Origin of the sequence: Croceimicrobium sp., from assembly GCF_965228705.1 — a bacterium.
Taxonomy (GTDB): domain Bacteria; phylum Bacteroidota; class Bacteroidia; order Flavobacteriales; family Schleiferiaceae; genus Croceimicrobium.
The window spans coordinates 3500894-3521596 of sequence record NZ_OZ245832.1 but is presented as its reverse complement, the minus strand read 5'-3'; the positions used below and the strand labels follow the sequence as shown (position 1 = coordinate 3521596).

Here is a 20703-nt window from a genome sequence, read left to right as displayed (position 1 = left end):
GCTGCGCAATGCTTTTCGCTCCGGGCTTTACGCTTCAATCCCGGGCAGAAAAAAACCCCGACCTTATTCAGATCGGGGCTTCCAAAATATCTTAAGCTTAGTCTAGCCAAACATGGCTAAAGAAGCACTGATTTTATTCTTACCTAATACGCTTACACGCAATTGAGCTGGAATGGCATTACCATCTAAAATCAGGTAAGCACGGCCACTAAAACGACCATCGGCGTTTAAACGCATTTCTTCAGCACGAACCACTGCTTCATTCACTTCCGATTGAAGGATATTACCCAATTCCTCATTGTTCAATAACATTTGGAAGTCGATAATCATCTCACCTTCGGGGAAGTCGAAACGAAAAGCACGTGCATTCAAAGTGCCACCAAAGTTCTCTGGTCCTAAGAAATCAATAGTCCCTACTGTAGTACCTTCAGCGGTCATTACATTATCGCTGGCCAATTTTGCCATTTCCTCTTGACCTAAAGGCATATCATTACCAGCATGGTGACCACCACCTACATGAATATGAGGAGCAATAACTAAAGAAACGATCGACATCAATTTGATCAAGATGTTCATAGAAGGACCTGAGGTATCTTTAAAAGGATCACCTACAGTATCACCAGTTACTGAAGCTTTATGCGCATCAGAACCCTTGTATTCCATCTTACCATCGATCTCAACACCAGCTTCGAAAGACTTCTTGGCATTATCCCAGGCACCACCAGCATTGTTCTGGAAGATTCCCATTAATACACCACTTACGGTAACACCGGCTAATAAACCTCCTAACATTTCGGCAGAAGAAGTTCCTTCGAACACTCCATTAAATCCGAAACCTACTAATACCGGAGTAATTAAGGCAATGGCGCCAGGCAACATCATTTCGCGGATCGAAGCTTTGGTAGAAATTTCCACACACTTCTCATACTCGGGCTCCGCTTTGTATTCCATAATACCTGGAATCTCTTTAAACTGACGACGTACCTCATGTACCATAGCCATGGCTGCACGACCTACCGCCGAAATAGCCAAAGAAGAGAAGATAAAAGGAATCATACCACCGATGAACAACATCGCTAATACGGGTGCTTTGTAAATATCAATCGCATCAATACCCGCAATACCTACGAAGGCTGCAAATAAAGCCAAGGCAGTAAGAGCGGCGGAGGCAATCGCGAAACCTTTACCGGTAGCAGCAGTGGTGTTACCAACGGCATCAAGGTTATCGGTACGACCACGCACTTCTTCAGGTAACTGGCTCATTTCAGCAATACCACCCGCGTTATCCGCGATAGGACCGAAAGCGTCAATGGCCAATTGCATGGCGGTAGTAGCCATCATACCGGCAGCAGCGATAGCCACCCCGTATAATCCAGCGAACATATAAGACAAGATAATACCGGCAGCAAGAATAATGATTGGGATTACAGTAGACTGCATACCCATTGCTAAACCACCGATAATATTGGTCGCATGACCAGTTGAAGATTGTTGTACAATAGAGTTAACCGGTTTCTTACCCATAGCGGTATAGAACTCGGTAATCCAGCTCATTAAGGCACCTACTACTGATCCTACTAAAATGGCCATAAATACATCCATAGCACCAAATTCGTAACCACGTAATACCATGCTCTCGGGCAACATCCACATACTTAAAGGATAGGATACGATCACTACCATAATGATAGAAGACCAGTTCCCCATGTTAAGGGCTTTCTGTACGGAGCTATTCTCATTGCTAATACGTACTAAGGCCATAGAGATAATGGAGAAGATCAAGCCTAAACCGGCGATCACCATCGGTAATAAGATTGGAGCCATACCACCGAATTCGTCGAGGCTGTTAATCTCCTGACCCAATACCATAGTAGCCAAGATTGTTGCAACATAAGATCCGAAAAGGTCGGCACCCATACCGGCAACATCACCTACGTTATCACCTACGTTATCGGCAATAGTAGCAGGGTTACGGGGATCATCTTCTGGAATACCAGCTTCTACTTTACCTACCAGGTCAGCACCTACGTCGGCAGCTTTAGTATAAATACCACCCCCCACACGGGCGAATAATGCGATAGATTCAGCACCTAAGGAGAAACCTGCCAATACTTCGATTGCAGTTTTCATTTCGTCGCCAGTAATGGCAGCGCCCTCGGGCACGAACATATTGAAGAATATGATAAATAAGCTACCTAAACCTAAAACGGCCAGGCCGGCTACACCTAATCCCATAACCGAACCACCGGTAAATGAAACTTTAAGGGCAGCTACTAAACTGGTACGAGCGGCTTCGGTAGTACGAACGTTTGCTTTGGTTGCAATGCGCATTCCGATATATCCTGCCAAAGCAGAAAAAACGGCGCCAATAACAAAGGCCACCGCAATAATAGGATGAGAGTGCTCTACCAGGGTTCCTGAGAAACCTAATAATAAGGCGGCGATCACTACAAAGTAGCTCATGATCTTCCATTCGGCTTTCAAGAAAGACATTGCACCATCAGCAATGTGTCCTGCAAGCTCAGACATTTTCGCATCTCCTGAGCTTTGCTTGCTCACCCAGGAAGACTTCGCCAACATGATCAGGATTCCAATAAGGCCAAGGCCAGGAACCGCATACATTAACCAGTCGTTCATAGTTGTATTGATTGATTTGTTCTCTTTATAAGGGGCGCAAAAGTAATCTAAAATGCCAATCAGCCAAAGGCATAGCCCCTGATTATGAGCACAAGCAAGAAAAAAAGGGACAAAAAAAAGTCCCGACTGTGCGGGACTTTATTGCTGAAATTAGCAGCGATTATTTTTTGTACATCACTTCCTTAACGGCAGTAATTACTCGACCGGCATTAGGAAGGAACTCTTCCACCAAAGTAGGCGCATAGGCCATTGGGGTATCTGCAGTGTTGATTCTTAGAATAGGAGCATCCAAATAATCAAAGGCGTGCTGCTGGCAATGCGCGATAATCTCTGTAGAGATATTTCCTAAAGGCCAGGCCTCTTCCAAAATTACCATGCGATTAGTTTTCTTCAAAGAATTTACCACCGCGGCATAGTCAATCGGACGCACGGTACGCAGGTCGATGATCTCACATTCAATACCTTCTTTAGCCAATTCTTCAGCGGCTTTATCCGCCTCTTTAATGATCTTACCAAAGGAAACGATGCTTACATCCGAACCTTCACGACGAATAGAAGCCTTTCCAATTTCGATTAGGTATTCCTCTTCTGGAACCTCCGCCTTATCACCATACATCTGCTCACTCTCCATAAAGATCACTGGATCATTATCGCGAATGGCACTTTTCAATAAACCTTTTGCATCGTAAGGATTGCTAGGTACAATCACCTTTAAACCCGGACAGTTTGCATACCAGCTTTCAAAAGCCTGGCTGTGCGTTGCCGCAAGCTGACCAGCAGATGCGGTTGGTCCACGGAATACGATAGGTACATTAAATTGACCACCGCTCATCTGGAACATCTTAGCGGCATTATTAATGATCTGATCGATGGCCACCATCGAAAAGTTGAAGGTCATAAATTCTACGATCGGACGTAAGCCGTTCATAGCAGAACCCACTCCAATACCGGCAAATCCCAGCTCGGCAATGGGGGTGTCCAAAACGCGCTTCGGACCAAACTCATCCAGCATGCCTTTGGAGGCTTTGTAGGCACCATTGTATTCGGCAACCTCTTCACCCATTAAATACACGCGCTCATCGCGACGCATTTCTTCACTCATGGCCTCGGCAACGGCCTCACGGAACTGTATAATTCTGCCCATCATTCGGATTTTGCAGGGCCAAAAGTACTAAAGAGCTTGCAATATGCAGAGCAAAATACATGGATACCCTGAAAATGAAATTAGTATGCATGCATAATATTTTGACCGCGGCTTTTTTTAGGCTATTTTCGCGGCATAGACAATATCACTCTCAGAATAAACACATATGAAGGTACTAGTTTGTATTAGTCACGTACCCGACACAACTTCTAAAATCAACTTCACTGCTGATAACAGTGCTTTTGATAAAAATGGAGTTCAGTACGTAATTAATCCCTATGACGAATTTGGCTTAACCCGTGCGGTTTGGCTTAAGGAAAAGCAGGGTGCTTCGATCACCGTGCTCAATGTAGGAAACAAAGAAACCGAGCCCACTCTGCGCAAAGCCTTAGCGATTGGAGCCGACACGGCCATCCGCGTTGAAGCTGATCCCACAGATGCATTTTTTGTAGCTCAGCAAATTGCTGCTGTAGCTAAAGAAGGTGGATATGATATGATCATTGCCGGTCGCGAATCGATCGATTACAATGGCGGTCAGGTGCCAGGTATGGTTGCTGCCTTATTAGGCTGGCCTTTTGTTAATGCCTGTGTAGGTATGGAAGTCAATGGCGACAGCTATGATTTTGTGCGCGAAATTGACGGCGGTAAAGAAAAACTAAGTGCTTCTGCTCCTTTTGTTGTTGGAGGGCAGAAAGGGCTGGTTGAAGAAAAAGATCTTCGCATCCCCAACATGCGTGGAATTATGCAAGCCCGTACTAAACCATTAGAAGTTAAAGCTCCGGTAGAAGCCGCTAATAAGACACAAACCGGTGCCTTTAGCAAGCCCGCTCCTAAGAGTGCAGTTAAAATGGTTGATGCCGAAAACATGGCCGAATTGGTTCGCATGCTCCACGAAGAAGCGAAAGTGATCTAATCAAAAAAATTGGAAGAATGTCTGTATTAGTATATCTAGAGTCCTGGGAAGGGAAATTCAAAAAGAACACTTGGGAAGCAGCTACCTACGCTGCCAAAACAGCTTCAATGCTGGGTACCGAAGCCATTGGCCTCTGCATTGGTAAATTAGAAGAAGATGCCAGTGAAGGTGGTAACTATGGTCTTTCCAAAGTATTACAGCTCGAAGGCGATGCTTTTAACCAATTCGACGCCAATGTTTACGGCGCCGCAATTGCAGAAGTTGCCGCTGCTCAATCTGCCGATACGGTAATTGTAAGTGCTACTTTCAATGGTAAAGCCCTGGCTCCAGCATTGAGCATTCAAGCTGATGCTGCTCTTTTAAGCAATGTAGTAGCCCTACCTGAAAATGCCAGTCCATTTAGCGTAAAACGTGGTGTATTCTCTGGTAAAGGATTTAATGTATTGACTAGCGATGCGGCTAAGCGCATTGTATTATTTGTTCCTAACTCTATTGCTCCTGAAGCTACCGGTGGTAGTGCGAGCGTAGAAGGAACTTCTGCTGGTCAAGGTTCTATTAGCCCTGTGGCGGTTAAGGAAGTAGACCGTGTTAAGGGTAAAATTCCATTACCTGAAGCCGAGCGCGTAATTAGTGGTGGACGTGGTTTGAAAGGTCCTGAGAACTGGGGCATGATTGAAGAACTTGCCGAAGTATTAGACGCAGGTACTGCTTGTAGCAAGCCTGTTTCGGATATGGATTGGCGTCCGCATAGCGAGCACGTTGGACAAACCGGTATCGCTATTAAACCAAATTTATATGTAGCCGTTGGAATTTCGGGCGCAATTCAACACCTTGCCGGGGTGAGCGCTTCAAAAACCATCGTGGTAATTAATAAAGATCCTGAAGCCCCCTTCTTTAAAGCCGCAGATTACGGCGTGGTGGGCGATGCTTTTGAAGTTGTTCCTAAATTAACTGAGGAAATCAAAAAATTCAAGGCGGCAAATTAATGCAGCAAATCAGGCTTTATGTAAAGGGGCTTTCTTACAGCCAAACCCAAAGTGGTGCTTATGCTTTGGTTTTAGGCGAAGAGAATGGAGAACGGCGTTTGCCCATTATCATTGGGGGATTCGAGGCGCAGAGCATCGCTATTGCCCTGGAAAAGGATATGAATCCTCCCCGACCTTTGACGCATGACCTGTTTAAGAATTTTGCCGATCAGTTTAAGATCACTTTAAAAGAAGTATTGATTCACAAATTACAAGATGGAGTGTTTTACTCCATCTTGGTTTGTGAACGTGAAGGCGAAACCCACAGCTTGGATGCACGCACTTCGGATGCGGTAGCACTGGCCATTCGCTTTAAAACGCCCATCTTCACTTCTGAAGAAATACTAGACAAAGCCGGAGTTATTCTTGGCGAAGGGCAAGCTGATGCTGAAAAAAGCAAAAGCAGTAAAACTAAGTCTAGCGAAAAAAGTAGCAGCAGCCCCGGACTCCTCTCTACCCAAAGTCTGGAAAGCTTAAAAAAACAAATGGATGAAGCGGTTCGTAATGAAGACTACGAGCGCGCTGCCCGACTCCGGGACGAAATTGAAAAACGGGAAGGAAATAAAGACTAAATCAAGGTCTTAATTGCCTATTTTCACCAGCCGAGATGAAGCAAAAATCAACACTATTTGGGATCCTGTTCGCTCTCGTGCTGTTCTGGGGCCATTCCAGCAAAGCGCAAAGTGCCATCGGAAATTGGGCATTCCATGAAATCCTTTCTGCCGAAGGAGAAAGTCTCTTCCCAATAACCGCTCAAGATTCTTTCTTCATCTTTCCCAATGACAGTTTCGCTTATCAATTGCAGGCGAAATCTTTGCAAGCCTATGGTAGCTATGTCCTCCGCAATGACAGCTTGCATTTCCATTATTTAGCACCGAACGATGGCCAGCGCTCCTACGCCATTCATATCCTAAATGATAGCCTCCTGGATATTGAAGAAAAGGGTGTGCATTATCGTTTTAGCCGTCGGAATAGCGATAGCAGCTCTGCAGCCCTAGCGATGCAAGAAAGCGGTCCGCAAGGCCTGCCTTTGAATTACGATTTTAGTCAGAGTGAATTTAAGCTAGCTTCCCTTGCCCGTGGTCTTTTAGGCCTAACTGTATTATTAGCCCTAACCTTTTTAATGTCATCCAAGCGCCGCTCTATCAATTGGCGCCAGGTATTTAGTGGCTTGTTGATTCAGATTATATTCGCCTTTGCCATTTTAAAAGTTCCATTTATCCGCGGGGCCTTTGACTGGATCAGCGAAAAGTTTGTGATTCTCCTGAGCTTTACGGATGTGGGTGCCAAATTCCTTTTTGGCGAACTCATTAATGACTCCTCTTCTCTGGGCTATATTTTTGCTTTTAAAGTATTACCCACCGTAATCTTTTTCTCGGCCTTAACCTCTCTCCTATTCTATTATGGAGTGATGCAGAAAATCGTTTACGCCTTTGCCTGGATCATGAAGCACAGCCTGCGCCTTAGTGGAGCCGAAAGTCTTTCCGCAGCAGGGAATATATTCTTAGGCCAAACCGAATCCCCCTTACTGGTGAAGCCCTATATCAATAAAATGACCCGCAGCGAATTACTCTGTGTTATGAGTGGAGGTATGGCCACCATTGCTGGTGGGGTATTAGCTGCTTATATCGGATTTTTAGGTGGTGGTGATATGGTACAGCAAACCTTTTTTGCCAAGCATTTAATTGCCGCATCGGTAATGAGTGCACCAGCTGCGGTAGTGGCTGCTAAAATCCTCCTCCCTGAAACCAAGGAGGTAAATAATGAAATGCATATTGAGTCGACCAAAATTGGCGGCAATGCTCTGGAAGCGATCACTAATGGTACTACCGAAGGTTTAAAACTAGCCGTGAATGTTGGGGCGATGCTTCTGGTTTTCATTGCGCTGGTAGCCATGTTAAATGCCATCCTGACCAATTTTATTGGGGATGTAACCGGATTGAACGCCTGGGTATCGGATCTTACTGATGGTCAGTATGACGGATTCTCAATGGAGTTCATCTTGGGTTATACGCTGGCCCCTATTACTTGGTTAATGGGTGTAGCTAAGGAGGATATATTCTTAGTAGGACAACTGCTGGGAGAGAAAACCATTCTTAATGAATTTGTGGCCTACGTTTCCCTTGGTGATTTGATGCAGGGCAACGCTTTCAAATCCCAGAAATCGATCATTATCGCAACCTACATCCTTTGCGGCTTCTCCAATTTCGCCAGTATTGGTATTCAGATTGGAGGTATCGGCTCCTTAGCACCATCGCGACGTGGTGACCTTTCCAAACTCGGCTTTAAAGCCTTGATCGCAGGTACTATGGCCAGCCTCTTTACCGCGGTGATTGTAGGGATGATTATCTGATTTAATTACCTTTAGACAAAGTAATTTCCCTTGTCTAAATCTGTCTATCTAGTCCTTGCCCTTCTCGGTTTTACGGCCTGCCAGAATTCAGAGACCCAAACTGAGCAACTTAGCGCTCAACCATCCGCCGAAAGGCCAGAACAAAAAGTAAAAGAAAAAATTCCTCCAGTTCTGCGCGACAGCGTTTGGCATTGGGAAATTCCCAGCTCTTATCCGGATAATCTGTTTTACCTCAGCGACAGCGCTAATAGTTGGAAACTCATTCCAATTAGTAAGACAGATTATAATCGCTATAAGAAGCTTTATAAAAGTCAGAATCTTTTTAAGGCAGAACAAGCCCTCTATGAGGAGTACAGCAATTTTTATGTTCCCACTACAGAGCACTTTGTGCACTACGACAGCCGGGTTCAAAATCCAAATTGGCATTCCAAGGACTGGTATTACCATTATTTCGGCTATGCTCCGAACTTAAAACTTCACTTTGCGGGCAGAAGCAGGATTGTTGGGCAAAGCCTGATTATTGACAGCCTAAGCGGAAAGCAATTTGTATTAAACGGCAATTACGATGGAGCTTGGTCCCAATTAATCCCAGCCCCCGGCCAAGATCAGTTTATGCTTTTGGGAGTAGATACTTACAGCGGTCAAGGATTTAGCTTGGTACAAGCCCAATTAATCCGTGCGGGAGATAGCCTGAATTTTCAAAAAACCGGGCAGTTCCAAAGCAATCAATTTTATCCTTTGGACTTAGTTTGGATAAACCGTCGCGACTGGGCATTGCAATGTTTGGAATACCAAGCCGATATGTACCCCGATAAAAATGATCCTGATACGCTCTATTTTAAATCTATCCGAAACTAGGCTAGGGCCTTCTGATAAGCCTTTTCATATTCGGGCAAGAGTTGTTTCCAATCAAATCGCTCTGAAAAATCTTCAGCTCGATTTCTTTGGATAATGCGATAGCGCCTGCTCAGTTTTACAAAGTCGAGCAGGTAATTGGCCAAATCTTCAATCGCCTGTGACTCGGTTCTTCCTTCCCTGCGCAACACGTGCACCCCGTGATCTACCCCACCGGTATCCTGGGCACTAACATAGTTCCCAAAACCGGAAAGATCGGAAGTAACGGTAGCCACACCACGCGCTATGCACTCCAATGGAGTGTAGCCCCAAGGCTCATAATAAGAGGGGAAAATACCCAAGTGACAACCCCGCACAAAATTGCCGTAATCGATACCAAACAAAGGATTAGTGCTATTGATAAACTCCGGATGGTATACCACCTTAACTTTATCCTTAGGACTGTTGAATAGCTTTTTAGCCCGCATCTCATTTAGGATATCATCATTTTGATCATCCTTTAAATTATGGGTAGTGATATAGGGCCATTCATCACTTTTCCAGGATTGGATGGTACGACGGTAGCGTAGTTTCCAATAATCATCGACCATGGCCGATGTATCCGGTAAACGATGATCATCGTCGGAACCTACAGCCGATTCATAAAGGCGCTTTCCAATCTGCTTTTGAATTTCACCTACGCATTTCCGGATTTCGCGCAGCACCCCATTGGATTGTAAAACCTTGGGATTGATAGACCAGGTTTCCTTGTTGGTTACAAAAAACATTACCACTGTTACATCCAGCTTTTCTTGCTTCATCCGCTCATTTAAAAGCGCAAGAGCTCTTAAACTCACATCATAGCCTTTATTGCTAAACTCATAGCGACCAGAAGTGAAAAAATAAAGGGTTTTATCCAGATCAAAATGATAACTGGGAAAGAAATGCCCTATGGTAAAATCATGCAAAACCTCCTTAAACTCTTGATGCTTTACTTGCACTTCATGCATGGCTACATAGCGCTTGATGTTTAAACCATTAGGCGTAATCACTTCAGGATCTTTGCCTAAAAGGTATTTACATTCTTTGGCCGTAATGTCACTCACTGTACTAAAGCAATTACTAAATTGAGCGCTTAACCTTTCAATTTGCACCATGGGTAAAATTCCGAAATGGCGTGCTTCTTTCTCCCAATCATATTTAGGCAAACCCTTGTAGAAAGAGCTATAATTGGAAGCCAGATAACGTCCCAACAAAGTAGCATGGGTAGTAAATACCGTGCGGATATCCGGATGATTTTTATGCAAATCCAAAATCGGCAATGAAGCCATCCATTCGTGAAAATGGGCAATCATTTTGGAGCCACTGCCCAGCTCCTTATCCAGGGCCTCCAGGAAACGGTAGTTGAGCCTCGACCAAACAATCATCTCATTGAGCAAATCATTTTTAGGGTCTTTCTCAAGCTGGTAGTTTTTACGATAATGTTCTTGATATAAGGCCAAATTTTCGGCTCCGGAATCCGGTTTTATCAGAACAACCTTGGGGCGACCGGTAACCAGCCAACGGGCATAGCGGATTTCAACACCATCCTTTTGCAAAACTTCTACCGCCCGAGCAATAGCATCATCAGCATCCTTAATGTCTTCCAGTTCGGCATCAATACCCTTAGCCACCAAAGGGCCTAAAAGAGTATAATCATCTCCATAATGCTCGACCATAGCAGGGACCTTCGACCGCAAAACAGTGTAGATACCGCCAATTTGATTACATACTTCCCAGGAACATTCTATCAAGGGCACATTAAGCTTAGGCATGGCGTAGATTTTACAGCTTAAAGTTGCCTATTTTTAGGGACAATGCCTGAGCCTGACAAAAGAAATTAACAAGCTTCTTTTTTCATCCACAGGCTTTGAGGTCTATCGACAGAGAGCCCTTATTTTTACTTCAAATTATCAGGCCATGCAGCAGTATCACGATTTGATGCGTCATATTTTGGATCAAGGAACCCTTAAAGAGAACCGGACCGGGATCAATACCATTTCCGTTTTTGGTTATCAGATGCGCTTTAATCTTCAAGAGGGCTTTCCTTTAGTAACTACCAAAAAGGTGCATCTCAAATCGATTATTCATGAACTGCTATGGTTTATCGCTGGCGACACCAATATTCGCTATTTGGTGCAAAATGGAGTGAACATCTGGAATGAATGGCCCTTCCAGAATTACCTGAATGAAAAAGGCTTAAGTGAGAAACTGCCTAAGTATAGTGATGCCTGGAAAGCGGAATTGCAAAGTTTTAAAGAGCAAATTATTGCCGATGAGAGCTTCGCTAAAGAATGGGGGGAGCTAGGTCCGGTTTACGGGCGCCAATGGCGAAACTTTGAGGGTATAGACCAGATGGCGCAATTGATTGAAGATATTAAGCGCAATCCCAATAGTCGCCGACATATCATTTCTGCCTGGAATCCTAAGGATATTCCGGTTATGGCCAAATCAGGTTTACCACCCTGCCATACCCTATTCCAGTTTTATGTAGCTGACAATAAATTAAGCTGCCAGCTTTATCAACGTTCGGCAGATGTATTTTTGGGAGTACCCTTTAACATTGCCTCTTACGCTTTGCTTACTATGATGGTCGCTCAGGTTTGTGATCTGGAATTAGGAGATTTCGTGCACACCTTTGGCGATGCCCATTTATATGAAAACCATCTGGATCAAACCAAGGAGCAATTGAGTCGCGACTTCCGAGCCCTTCCTCAAATGAAAATTAATCCAGAAGTAAAGGATTTCTTCTCCTTTAAGTTTGAAGATTTTGAATTAGTGAATTACGATCCGCATCCTGCCATTCGTGCTCAGGTGGCGGTTTAAACCCAAAGCATGAAAAAACCCTTATTAATCTGCCTGCTAAGTATCGTTCTTCAAAGCTTGAGCCAAGCTCAGGTATTTCCCATTAAGGGCTGTGCTGATGACAGCTGTAGCCTTGAACGCTATCAGGCTATAATGAACAGCGTTGCTTCTAGTATTTATCAAGGAACAGGTTTTAAATACAATGACAGCATAAGCCTTAGCATAAAAGTTGATGAAAACGTTCAGCTTCAATTAAAAAAATCCTTTGCCTGGATAAACGAAGAGGCTCCCATCCGATATTTTAGGGCCTTGAAAAGCCTGGCCGATAGCGCCGCGCTCAATCCAGGACAAGAATTTCAATTACACTGGAACCAAGAATTCAATTCCACCGAGCTATCAGCTCCCGAAATTGATATCAACAGCGCATTTCCAACTGCTAATGCCTGCAGTCAATTCAATCGAAAGGCCCAATTGGGCTGTGCAAAATATGTGATCTCTTATCAATTGGATGAAGCCACTAAGATTACTATACCTGAAGATGAATTGGAAGTAGAATTACATTATAGTAAAGGAAGACTACAGAGCGTATTTATTAGTCGAGCTCCCATTTCAAATAAAAATGTTTTAAAAACCTTTCAAGGTTTCCCGGTGTACGATACGGTGAACTTTAATAAGCACAGTTTGCGTGGAGCGGGCGAATATCATATAAAGTACTCTCACCCCTTTCAGTTAGTTCCACGGAAGCTCAAAGCTTATATCCAAACTAACTATGGCTTTTACGTTAAGAACCAATTATGGGCGCAGATGCGATTAGCTATTGACCCCCATCATCAAATTCCGGAAATCGACACACTGTCTTCAAATAATAAATACAGTATCGCTTTACTAGACTACCTTGAAGCTGAATTACAAAAAGGTAATATCCCTTCTCGTATGTGGACTGTGCGACAAATAATGGAGCTTAATGATTCTACTGAGGAAAATATAAGTATCCCGATTTACTCTGGTTGCGATCCTAATCTGGAGCTTGATGAACAAAAAATTTGCTTTCAAAGAGGTATTATGGGATTCATTGGACAAAATTTTGAATTCCCTGAAATTTGCAAACAAAACGGCCAGGGGGGAAGAATTTATGTGGAATTCCAAATTGAAGAAGATGGTTCGATTTCTACTATCGAAGTAAATAAGAAATCCTTTCCATTATTAGACATAGAAGGTATAAGGGTGATATCATTACTACCAAATTTTAGTTCTTCTATACCAAGCGGTAAAATAACACCAATGGGTTTTGTTCTACCTATAAATGCAAGATTGCAATAAAAGGCTAAAGAGGTAAATTAGTGTAATGAAGATTCATTTCCTGCCCCTTTTATTCCTGGCCTTTCTATCCCAAGCTCAGGTAATTCCATTCAAAGGATGTTCTGACCCGGAATGCAGTCAGGAGCGCTATTTTGCCATTATGGCTGAAGTAGAAGCTCAGATTTATGCCCAATACGGATTTGAATACAATGACAGCCTTAGCTTTGATTTTAAGCTTGAGGCTGATGGGCAAATTAAAACCTTGAAATCCTTTGCCTGGATTAATGAAGACGCAATCAGTGTTTATGCTAATGCTCTAAAAGAGCAGATTAATACGGCAGAAATGGAAGCGGGGAAAGAGTTTCATTTGCACTATAAGCAAGGTGATGATAATTCAGATTCATCTATTCCATACCTTAATAAGACCATCCACTTCCCAGAAGCTAAAGAGTGCAGTAAGTTTAATGAAGAGGCCCAATTAGCTTGTGCGAAATACTTCATCTCCTATGAGATGGACCAAGCTTTAGAACTAGAGACTTTTGAAGATGATTTCACGGCATCTTTGTACTACCGCGAAGGAACTCTATATCGAGTCTATATCACTCGGGCTCCATTAATCAATAAGCGCGCATTTGATGCACTACAGCAATTCCCGCTTTTTGATGATCGAAACTTTAAAAAGAAAAGTCTGGCAAAAGCGGGTGATTATTTTTATCACTACCAGCACTTGGGCCTAAGTGATAGTAGCGAAGCCAACTCCTACTTCGATCAACGCTACGGAGTTTATATCAAAAATGAAAACTGGTCTCAGCTTCGAAGAGCCATAGATCCATTTCACAATCTGCCATTTATTGATACCTTAAGTCGACTTTCCCCCTACAACAAACTGCTATTGGCCTACTTAGAGAACGAGTTCACTTCAGGAAATATTCCGCAACGGATGTGGACCCTTGAACGTTTCGAACACAAGCAGTCTATGGAAACAATAAAGGATAGCGACCAAACTTCGGAGTCACTGGCCGAAATTGAAAGAATCCCTGTTTTCAAAGGTTGTGATTCAACATGGGCAAACGAGGTTTTAAAGACTTGCTTTCAATATCAAATCATGAAATATGTCTCCAAGGAGTTTGACTACCCTTTGAAAGCACGGCGGAAAAAGATTCAAGGTAGAGCTTATGTCGATTTTTCAATTGAGAAATCCGGAGAAGTCGGAACCATTCAGGTTTTAGTTAAAACTGATCCCCTGTTGGATATAGAGGCCATTCGAGTTGTTTCCGAAATACCAACGATGAAACCTGCTCTACAAAAAAACAAACCGGTAAGAATCAATTTCACATTACCCATCAACGTAAGGTTGAATTAGAATCTATAATTCTATTATCCTCTATCTTCGCCGCAACGAGAATTCGGCTCCATAATTTTTAACACAGAAACACCGGGATTATGAATCTAACTCTTATTGCCGCCATGGCTCAAAATCGAGTAATTGGCAAAGACAATGATTTGATTTGGCATTTCCCGGAAGACCTAAAGCGTTTTAAAAAACTGACCAGTGGCCATGCTATCATTATGGGCCGCAAAACCTACGAGAGCCTGGGCCGCCCTTTACCCAATCGCAAGAATATTGTGATCACCAGACAAGCCGACTATAAAGCGGAAGGCTGCTTAATGGCTTCCAGTATGGAATCGGCCATAGAACTAGCAAAAGAGGATAATCAACCTTTTATCGTGGGTGGTGCGGAGATCTATAAACAAGCTTTGCCTTTTGCGAAAACCATTGAACTCACCTTAATTAAGGCCGATTACGAAGGCGATACTTATTTCCCCGAATTCGATTCGGACGTTTGGAAGCTAGCCCGAGGCGAAAAAAAAGAGGCGGACGATAAACACGCCCACCCCTTTGAATTTCAGACTTATAAAAAAATCAAGCTCTAACTAACAGCCTTTAAGGCATTCATCGACATTTTATCGATGCGTTTCTTAGCATAGGCTTGATCTACTACCAATTCGTGATTTTGCTCAACCTCTCCTGGTAATTCAAACATTGCATCGGTTAGGATGGTTTCGATAATCGAACGCAATCCCCGTGCACCTAATTTAAACTCCATGGCTTTATCTACTACATAGTCGATAGCCTCTTCTTTAAAATCAAGGCTGATATCGTCCATACGCAGTAATTCTTCGTACTGCTTGATAATGGCATTCTTTGGCTCGGTTAAAATCAGTTTTAAGGCATCCGCATCCAGAGGATTCAAATGCGTTAATACCGGAATCCGACCAATTAACTCAGGGATCAAGCCAAAGCTTTTCAAATCCTGAGGCGCCACATACTGCAGCATATTATTCTTATCCAAAGCTTCACGATCCTTAGACGAATGGAAACCTACAGATTGCGTATTAAGGCGATTGGCAATATTGCGTTGAATGCCATCAAAGGCTCCACCGGCAATGAAAAGGATATTGCGAGTATCTACTTCAATAAATTTCTGATCTGGATGCTTACGTCCACCTTGAGGGGGCACATTAACCTTGGTTCCTTCCAATAATTTCAAAAGGGCCTGTTGAACACCCTCTCCACTCACGTCGCGGGTAATGGAAGGGTTATCACTCTTACGGGCAATTTTGTCGATCTCATCAATAAAGATAATCCCGCGCTCTGCTGCTTTTTGATCGTAATTGGACGCTTGCAATAAGCGCGTTAAAATACTTTCCACATCCTCACCCACATAGCCGGCTTCGGTTAATACCGTGGCATCCACAATGGTAAAGGGAACGTTTAACATTTTAGCGATGGTGCGCGCCAGAAGGGTTTTACCAGTACCGGTTTCACCAACCATCATGATATTGGATTTATCAATTTCGATGGCGTCTTCCTTCAGCTCGCTTTTATCAGCGCTTAAGCGTTTATAGTGATTATATACTGCCACAGAAAGGATACGCTTGGCTTCATCCTGACCAATTACATATTGATCGAGGAATTTCTTAATCTCTCTGGGCTTAACGATTCGCATGGAACGACTGAGTTCCTTGCGCTCTTTCATGTCCATTTCCTCCACCACAATACCATAGGCCTGGCGAATACAATGGTCACAGATATGTCCATTAATTCCGGCGATCAGAACATTAGTGTCCTTCTTCTCACGCCCACAAAATGAACAACTTAAACTTTCTTTATTACTGGAACTCATAGTCTAATTCTAGTGCAAAAATACGGAATCCGTTTCAGAGCAGACTGAAACGGATTCCAATTGATTGACTCTTACTAGAGAAACGTTTTTATGCGGGCTTACGTTTGGTATCCAATACCTCATCGATCATACCGTAATCCTTCGCTTCTTGAGAATTCATCCAGTAATCACGATCAGAGTCCTTTTCAACTTTTTCAAAGTCCTTACCACTGTGATTCGAGATAATCTGATAAAGTTCTTTCTTCATCTTCAAAACCTCTTTCACGGCGATCTCCATATCGGAGGCCTGACCTTGGGCACCACTCATGGGCTGGTGAATCATTACTCGGCTGTGTTTTAAGGCGGAACGTTTGCCATCGGCACCAGCACATAATAATACCGCTCCCATGGAAGCTGCCATACCCGTACAAATGGTAGCCACATCAGGCTTCACCAATTGCATGGTATCGTAAATCCCTAAACCAGCATATACCGATCCACCAGGGCTATTCAGGTAAATCTGAATGTCTTTGGTTGAGTCTGCTGATTCTAAGAAGAGCAACTGAGCTTGTACAATATTGGCTACTTGGTCATTGATACCGGTACCCAAAAAGATGATACGGTCCATCATCAGACGTGAGAACACATCCATCTGGGCCACATTCATCTGACGTTCTTCAATAATGTAGGGAGTTAAGGAAGATTGAAGGTAATTCCCCACATGCATGGAGTTTAAACCTTGATCCTTAACCGCGTATTGCATAAATTCTTTTCCGAAATCCATTAGTTACGTTTTAAGGGAGATAATATTAACAAAAAAAGGCTCGACAATGATCGAGCCTTTTTTTGTTTTATGACAGGATTGCAGTTAATTCCCGTAGAAAGATTTAACAAATTCTCCATAAGTCACCTCTTGCTCATCCAGCTTGAAGGTATCTTTAAAGAATTGCATCAATTTTTGTTGGAATAACTGATCATTAATGCGTTGAGCTTCCTCGCGGTTACCCAATACATTATGTGCAATTTTATCTAAGTCCATTCCTTCAGGGAACTGACCGTACTGAGCCATCTGCTGAAGAACCATTTGTTTGGTATACTCCACCATTTCTTCGTGCTCAACCTTGATATCGTTCTCTCGAATCACGCGGTTCTCGATAATTTGCCAACGCATATCATCTTTCATTTGAGGGAATTTTTCTTCAATCTCCTCTTCCGACATGGGTTCTTCAGTGGCCGTCTTCATCCACTTTTTTAAGAACAAGTCAGGCAATTCGAATTTGTACTTATCTAAAAGTTTATCACGAACATCCTGATAGAACTTACGATCCGAATCTCCTACAAATACTCGCTCAGCATCCGCTTTAATACGCGCACGGAATTCCTCTTCGTTGCTCACGGCACCTTCACCAAACACTTTATCAAAAAGCTCCTGGTTCAATTCGGCCGGATCCAATTTGCTCAATTCAGTGATCTCAAGCTCGAAGCGGTAGCTGGAATTTTCCAATACCTCATCTTCTACTTTCAACACACCTGCTAAACGGAAATCATCTTTAAAATCCTTTTTAGCTAGAACTACTTTATCACCCACTTTCTTACCTAATACAGTTTTGGCTGCTTTATCAGTAAGGGCCTCAAGGGCGATGGTACTTTCGGCTTCAATTCCGCCTTCTACTGCCTGGTCTTTTTTATCAACCTCAACAAATTTGGCTTTAAGAATTGCGTTCTCCTCTACAGTTTCAGGATAAGACATCGTGCCAAAACGACGGGCATAATCCGTCACATAGCGATCGATCATCTCATCATCAGCGATTACCTTATTAAAAGGAATCTTTGTGCGGGCATTCAGCTTTAATTCAAATTCTGGTGCCAGACCCAATTCGTAATCAAATTGAAAATCCTTCTGTCCTTCCCAGTCGATATTATCTTGCTCAACCGGCATAGGGTTACCCAGAATATCCAGCTTTTCTTCTTGAATATGATCGTATACCGCATGCTGAAGAATGTGGTTGATTTCTTCGATCAAAACCGACTTTCCAAACTGCTTTCTGATCAAACCAGCAGGCACATGCCCCGGACGGAATCCTGGAATGTTTGCCTTTTTGCGGTAATCCTTTAAAGTCTTATCTACCTTTTCACGGTAATCTGATTCCTCGATAGCCACTGTCAGTACGGCATTCAAGTCATCTATCTTTTGGACATTAACCTTCATAAATTCCTTCTATTCAGTATGTTCTTAAAAAGGGAGCGCAAAAGTAGACATTATTCCTTAGTTGGGAAATGCAAGAGCCAAGGATTCGATTTATTAACGATCCGGATTTAGCATTTTTGAGATGAAAAAAAATCGCAAATCATTAATTGTGCTATTTTTACGGGAAATTGGATAAAGTATTTATTATTAATTACCTCGCTTTATGAAAAAAATTACTAGCCTTTTCACCTTAGCGTTTCTGGCAAGTCTGAGCCTAAATGCTCAGAATAAATTTTCTGCCAACATTGAATTTGGCTTAGGTATTCCTTTTGTAGAGCTCAACCAGAACACCTACCCTGGTTACAAGCCCAATCTGGGAATTAATGCAGGTATTGGTTATCAATTCGATAAAGCTTCTCGCTTGCGCGGTGATCTTATGGCCGGGCAATTTAATGGCAACAATGCCACCTCCTATTTCCAGGCCAACTCTTATGAAGGTAGCCTCTCTTATGAGTATAACCTCCTGCATATTTTTGGCCCGGTAAGCAATAACTTTAAATTAAATGCCCGGATCGGAATTGGAGCCGGAATGATGAATTCTTACCTCTACGACATTACTACTCGTAATCGATTGGTGGAAGTGCCCAATGCCGGAGTATCAGGAGATGCCTTTTCTGTTCAAACATTTATTCTAGGCGGTGCCAATGCTGGCATCCCAATCAATAAAAAGATGGATATAAATATCGGCTATGCTCATCGCTTACTATTTTTCCAGCCCTGGGTAGATGCTTATGATCCCAATTCGTTTGATACCTATGGTTATGTAACTGCAGGGGTAACTTTCTACTTGAAATCGGATAAGGATGAATCTAAAATTGAAGTAGACCCTAAAAAATTCCAAGCTCTACAAATGAAAGCTGATAGCAGTGATGCCTTTGCTGCCCAGGCTAATCGTAATAATGAAAAGGTAGCTCGTTTGGAAATGAGTAACCAAGAGAAGGATATGCAATTGGAAATGATGCGCTCCGAGCTCGACAGCCTAAAAGCCAATCCTGTGGTAGTAACTAAAGAAGTGAAACCTGGCAAAGGAGAACGCATGGTTGTTCGCGAAAGTAGCACAGACCAATCCTCTGGCGCTACTAATGCAGAGTTGGGACCCATTCGCTATCGCGTAGTGGTAGTATCCGCTCCTAGTCAAGCTGGTGCGCAGCGTTTTATTGATCGCACTAAACTGGATAAAAGCGAAATGATGATTGCTTATATCGAAAAGCTGGACACCTACCGCGTTATATACAAATCAAGTGAAAGCCTCGACGCGGCTAAGAAAGCTGCCCAAGAAGCTCGTCAGTATTATTCAGATGCCTGGATCGCGAAGTTCTAAGTCACTGAATCACATCCCATAAAATTAAGAGCCCGCCTGTCGGGCTTTTTTTGTATTCTCAATTTAAGATGATAATTTTGTAAGATGAGATTCCGCAAAATATTTGCTCTGCTCCTAATTCCATCGCTCCTATGGGCAGGCATGGGCTTTTCGCTCAGCCGCCATTTCTGCATGGATTTATTGGTAGACGAATATTTTTACTTTGCCAAGGATTCTTGTGAAATGGCCTTTATGGAGGAGGTTGACTGCCAAGCCCCCGAAGAACAAAGTTCATGGTCAGATAAAGATTGCTGCCGCAATGAATGGATTCAAATCTGCCCTGTTGACACCCTTAATCAAGAGCAGAAGTCCAGTCAGCTCATTCTAGACTCACCATGGCAATTTGATCATCAAGAAACCTTGGTTCTCGTTTGGAACCACTCAGAATATGATCTTGCTGAGGCTAATATTCCTGGTCCTCCAGATCTAAATCTTTCACGAAAATTTCGAGCTCAAATCCAGCGCTATCAAATTTAGGATTGACTATTAACTCGTCCTTTAAAAATTAATAGTCAAAAAATCCTAAATCATGAAAAATAGCATTTTAATTATCACCCTATTATTAAGCGGATTAAGCTTACATGCACAGTCCAGTACCGATACAACCATCGTTGTTAACGGAGTATGTGGCATGTGTAAAAACACCATCGAAAAAGCGGCTAAGATTGAAGGCGTTAGCTTTGCCGAGTGGAATTTGGAATCCCTGGAATTGAAATTAAAATTCGATCCAGCTATAGCCGATCTCGAGAAGATCAATGACGCCGTAGTTGCTTCGGGTTACGACACAGAGTTCAAGACGGCCAGCGATTCCAGCTACTATAGTTTAGCTCCTTGTTGTTATTATCGGGATCCTAACAATTCCCATAAGAAGCAATAATC

The 20703-nt window shown here is 43.0% G+C and carries 18 protein-coding genes; 12 read left to right on the top strand and 6 right to left on the bottom strand.

Translation table 11 applies throughout. The features are described 5' to 3' along the window. Positions 1 to 102 precede the first annotated feature (102 nt). Complete coding sequence (locus ACO05P_RS15705; RefSeq protein ID WP_421752322.1) at positions 103 to 2637, bottom strand: sodium-translocating pyrophosphatase; 2535 nt, start codon at positions 2635 to 2637, stop codon at positions 103 to 105. Between the two features lie 160 nt (positions 2638 to 2797). After that, positions 2798 to 3781, bottom strand: coding sequence for a pyruvate dehydrogenase complex E1 component subunit beta (locus tag ACO05P_RS15700; RefSeq protein ID WP_421754921.1), 984 nt, complete (start codon positions 3779 to 3781; stop codon positions 2798 to 2800). 166 nt (positions 3782 to 3947) lie between these two features. Between ACO05P_RS15700 and ACO05P_RS15695 the strand changes: the two genes are divergently transcribed. The 5 genes from ACO05P_RS15695 to ACO05P_RS15675 are packed head-to-tail and all read left to right on the top strand — an operon-like array spanning position 3948 to position 8930. Further along, complete coding sequence (locus ACO05P_RS15695; RefSeq protein ID WP_421752320.1) at positions 3948 to 4694, top strand: electron transfer flavoprotein subunit beta/FixA family protein; 747 nt, start codon at positions 3948 to 3950, stop codon at positions 4692 to 4694. Between the two features lie 17 nt (positions 4695 to 4711). Beyond that, positions 4712 to 5680, top strand: a complete 969-nt coding sequence (locus tag ACO05P_RS15690; RefSeq protein ID WP_421752318.1) for an electron transfer flavoprotein subunit alpha/FixB family protein — start codon at positions 4712 to 4714, stop codon at positions 5678 to 5680. Further along, positions 5680 to 6291 carry a bifunctional nuclease domain-containing protein gene (locus tag ACO05P_RS15685; protein WP_421752316.1) on the top strand — a complete coding sequence of 204 codons (612 nt, stop codon included), beginning with the start codon at positions 5680 to 5682 and terminating at the stop codon, positions 6289 to 6291. Before ACO05P_RS15690 ends, ACO05P_RS15685 begins: the two co-directional genes overlap by 1 nt. A 35-nt stretch (positions 6292 to 6326) precedes the next feature. Continuing rightward, positions 6327 to 8072 carry a NupC/NupG family nucleoside CNT transporter gene (locus ACO05P_RS15680; RefSeq protein WP_421752314.1) on the top strand — a complete coding sequence of 582 codons (1746 nt, stop codon included), beginning with the start codon at positions 6327 to 6329 and terminating at the stop codon, positions 8070 to 8072. A 30-nt stretch (positions 8073 to 8102) separates the two neighbouring features. After that, the gene (locus ACO05P_RS15675) at positions 8103 to 8930 is read left to right on the top strand and encodes a hypothetical protein (protein ID WP_421752312.1); all 828 of its coding nucleotides are present in this window, start codon (positions 8103 to 8105) and stop codon (positions 8928 to 8930) included. Here the strand turns inward: ACO05P_RS15675 and ACO05P_RS15670 are convergent. Continuing rightward, positions 8927 to 10720, bottom strand: a complete 1794-nt coding sequence (locus ACO05P_RS15670; protein WP_421752310.1) for a glycosyltransferase — start codon at positions 10718 to 10720, stop codon at positions 8927 to 8929. The two genes, ACO05P_RS15675 and ACO05P_RS15670, sit on opposite strands and share 4 nt — an antisense overlap. Positions 10721 to 10865: 145 nt before the next feature. Here ACO05P_RS15670 and thyA point away from each other — a divergent pair, with 145 nt between their 5' ends. From thyA to ACO05P_RS15650, 4 genes are all read left to right on the top strand, one after another. Then, the gene (thyA, locus tag ACO05P_RS15665) at positions 10866 to 11771 is read left to right on the top strand and encodes a thymidylate synthase (RefSeq protein ID WP_421752308.1); all 906 of its coding nucleotides are present in this window, start codon (positions 10866 to 10868) and stop codon (positions 11769 to 11771) included. Positions 11772 to 11780: 9 nt separating this feature from the next. Then, the gene (locus ACO05P_RS15660; RefSeq protein ID WP_421752306.1) at positions 11781 to 13070 is read left to right on the top strand and encodes an energy transducer TonB; all 1290 of its coding nucleotides are present in this window, start codon (positions 11781 to 11783) and stop codon (positions 13068 to 13070) included. Positions 13071 to 13095: 25 nt separating this feature from the next. Further along, positions 13096 to 14412 (top strand): energy transducer TonB, encoded by a 1317-nt coding sequence (locus tag ACO05P_RS15655; RefSeq protein ID WP_421752304.1) that lies wholly within the window; start codon positions 13096 to 13098, stop codon positions 14410 to 14412. A gap of 80 nt (positions 14413 to 14492) precedes the next feature. Beyond that, complete coding sequence (locus ACO05P_RS15650; RefSeq protein WP_421752302.1) at positions 14493 to 14984, top strand: dihydrofolate reductase; 492 nt, start codon at positions 14493 to 14495, stop codon at positions 14982 to 14984. Here ACO05P_RS15650 and clpX read toward each other — a convergent pair. The 3 genes from clpX to tig all read right to left on the bottom strand — a co-directional run bounded on the left by clpX (position 14981) and on the right by tig (position 18425). After that, positions 14981 to 16237 (bottom strand): ATP-dependent Clp protease ATP-binding subunit ClpX, encoded by a 1257-nt coding sequence (clpX, locus tag ACO05P_RS15645; RefSeq protein WP_421752300.1) that lies wholly within the window; start codon positions 16235 to 16237, stop codon positions 14981 to 14983. The two genes, ACO05P_RS15650 and clpX, sit on opposite strands and share 4 nt — an antisense overlap. A gap of 88 nt (positions 16238 to 16325) precedes the next feature. Beyond that, positions 16326 to 17000 carry an ATP-dependent Clp endopeptidase proteolytic subunit ClpP gene (gene clpP, locus ACO05P_RS15640; protein WP_210757596.1) on the bottom strand — a complete coding sequence of 225 codons (675 nt, stop codon included), beginning with the start codon at positions 16998 to 17000 and terminating at the stop codon, positions 16326 to 16328. 84 nt (positions 17001 to 17084) lie between these two features. Then, complete coding sequence (gene tig, locus ACO05P_RS15635; protein WP_421752298.1) at positions 17085 to 18425, bottom strand: trigger factor; 1341 nt, start codon at positions 18423 to 18425, stop codon at positions 17085 to 17087. A gap of 202 nt (positions 18426 to 18627) precedes the next feature. Between tig and ACO05P_RS15630 the strand changes: the two genes are divergently transcribed. The 3 genes from ACO05P_RS15630 to ACO05P_RS15620 all read left to right on the top strand — a co-directional run bounded on the left by ACO05P_RS15630 (position 18628) and on the right by ACO05P_RS15620 (position 20701). Further along, positions 18628 to 19785, top strand: coding sequence for an SPOR domain-containing protein (locus ACO05P_RS15630; RefSeq protein ID WP_421752296.1), 1158 nt, complete (start codon positions 18628 to 18630; stop codon positions 19783 to 19785). An 84-nt stretch (positions 19786 to 19869) separates the two neighbouring features. Then, positions 19870 to 20301 carry an HYC_CC_PP family protein gene (locus ACO05P_RS15625; protein ID WP_421752294.1) on the top strand — a complete coding sequence of 144 codons (432 nt, stop codon included), beginning with the start codon at positions 19870 to 19872 and terminating at the stop codon, positions 20299 to 20301. 52 nt (positions 20302 to 20353) lie between these two features. Then, positions 20354 to 20701 carry a heavy-metal-associated domain-containing protein gene (locus ACO05P_RS15620; RefSeq protein ID WP_421752292.1) on the top strand — a complete coding sequence of 116 codons (348 nt, stop codon included), beginning with the start codon at positions 20354 to 20356 and terminating at the stop codon, positions 20699 to 20701. Positions 20702 to 20703: the final 2 nt, after the last annotated feature.

Bases quoted from the DNA above. Each gene is read 5' to 3' on its own strand.
- ACO05P_RS15705 (WP_421752322.1), bottom strand. From the start codon at position 2,637: ATGAACGACTGGTTAATGTATGCGGTTCCTGGCCTTGGCCTTATTGGA.
- ACO05P_RS15700 (WP_421754921.1), bottom strand. From the start codon at position 3,781: ATGGGCAGAATTATACAGTTCCGTGAGGCCGTTGCCGAGGCCATGAGT.
- ACO05P_RS15695 (WP_421752320.1), top strand. From the start codon at position 3,948: ATGAAGGTACTAGTTTGTATTAGTCACGTACCCGACACAACTTCTAAA.
- ACO05P_RS15690 (WP_421752318.1), top strand. From the start codon at position 4,712: ATGTCTGTATTAGTATATCTAGAGTCCTGGGAAGGGAAATTCAAAAAG.
- ACO05P_RS15685 (WP_421752316.1), top strand. From the start codon at position 5,680: ATGCAGCAAATCAGGCTTTATGTAAAGGGGCTTTCTTACAGCCAAACC.
- ACO05P_RS15680 (WP_421752314.1), top strand. From the start codon at position 6,327: ATGAAGCAAAAATCAACACTATTTGGGATCCTGTTCGCTCTCGTGCTG.
- ACO05P_RS15670 (WP_421752310.1), bottom strand. From the start codon at position 10,720: ATGCCTAAGCTTAATGTGCCCTTGATAGAATGTTCCTGGGAAGTATGT.
- thyA (WP_421752308.1), top strand. From the start codon at position 10,866: ATGCAGCAGTATCACGATTTGATGCGTCATATTTTGGATCAAGGAACC.
- ACO05P_RS15660 (WP_421752306.1), top strand. From the start codon at position 11,781: ATGAAAAAACCCTTATTAATCTGCCTGCTAAGTATCGTTCTTCAAAGC.
- ACO05P_RS15655 (WP_421752304.1), top strand. From the start codon at position 13,096: ATGAAGATTCATTTCCTGCCCCTTTTATTCCTGGCCTTTCTATCCCAA.
- ACO05P_RS15650 (WP_421752302.1), top strand. From the start codon at position 14,493: ATGAATCTAACTCTTATTGCCGCCATGGCTCAAAATCGAGTAATTGGC.
- clpX (WP_421752300.1), bottom strand. From the start codon at position 16,237: ATGAGTTCCAGTAATAAAGAAAGTTTAAGTTGTTCATTTTGTGGGCGT.
- clpP (WP_210757596.1), bottom strand. From the start codon at position 17,000: ATGGATTTCGGAAAAGAATTTATGCAATACGCGGTTAAGGATCAAGGT.
- tig (WP_421752298.1), bottom strand. From the start codon at position 18,425: ATGAAGGTTAATGTCCAAAAGATAGATGACTTGAATGCCGTACTGACA.
- ACO05P_RS15630 (WP_421752296.1), top strand. From the start codon at position 18,628: ATGAAAAAAATTACTAGCCTTTTCACCTTAGCGTTTCTGGCAAGTCTG.
- ACO05P_RS15625 (WP_421752294.1), top strand. From the start codon at position 19,870: ATGAGATTCCGCAAAATATTTGCTCTGCTCCTAATTCCATCGCTCCTA.
- ACO05P_RS15620 (WP_421752292.1), top strand. From the start codon at position 20,354: ATGAAAAATAGCATTTTAATTATCACCCTATTATTAAGCGGATTAAGC.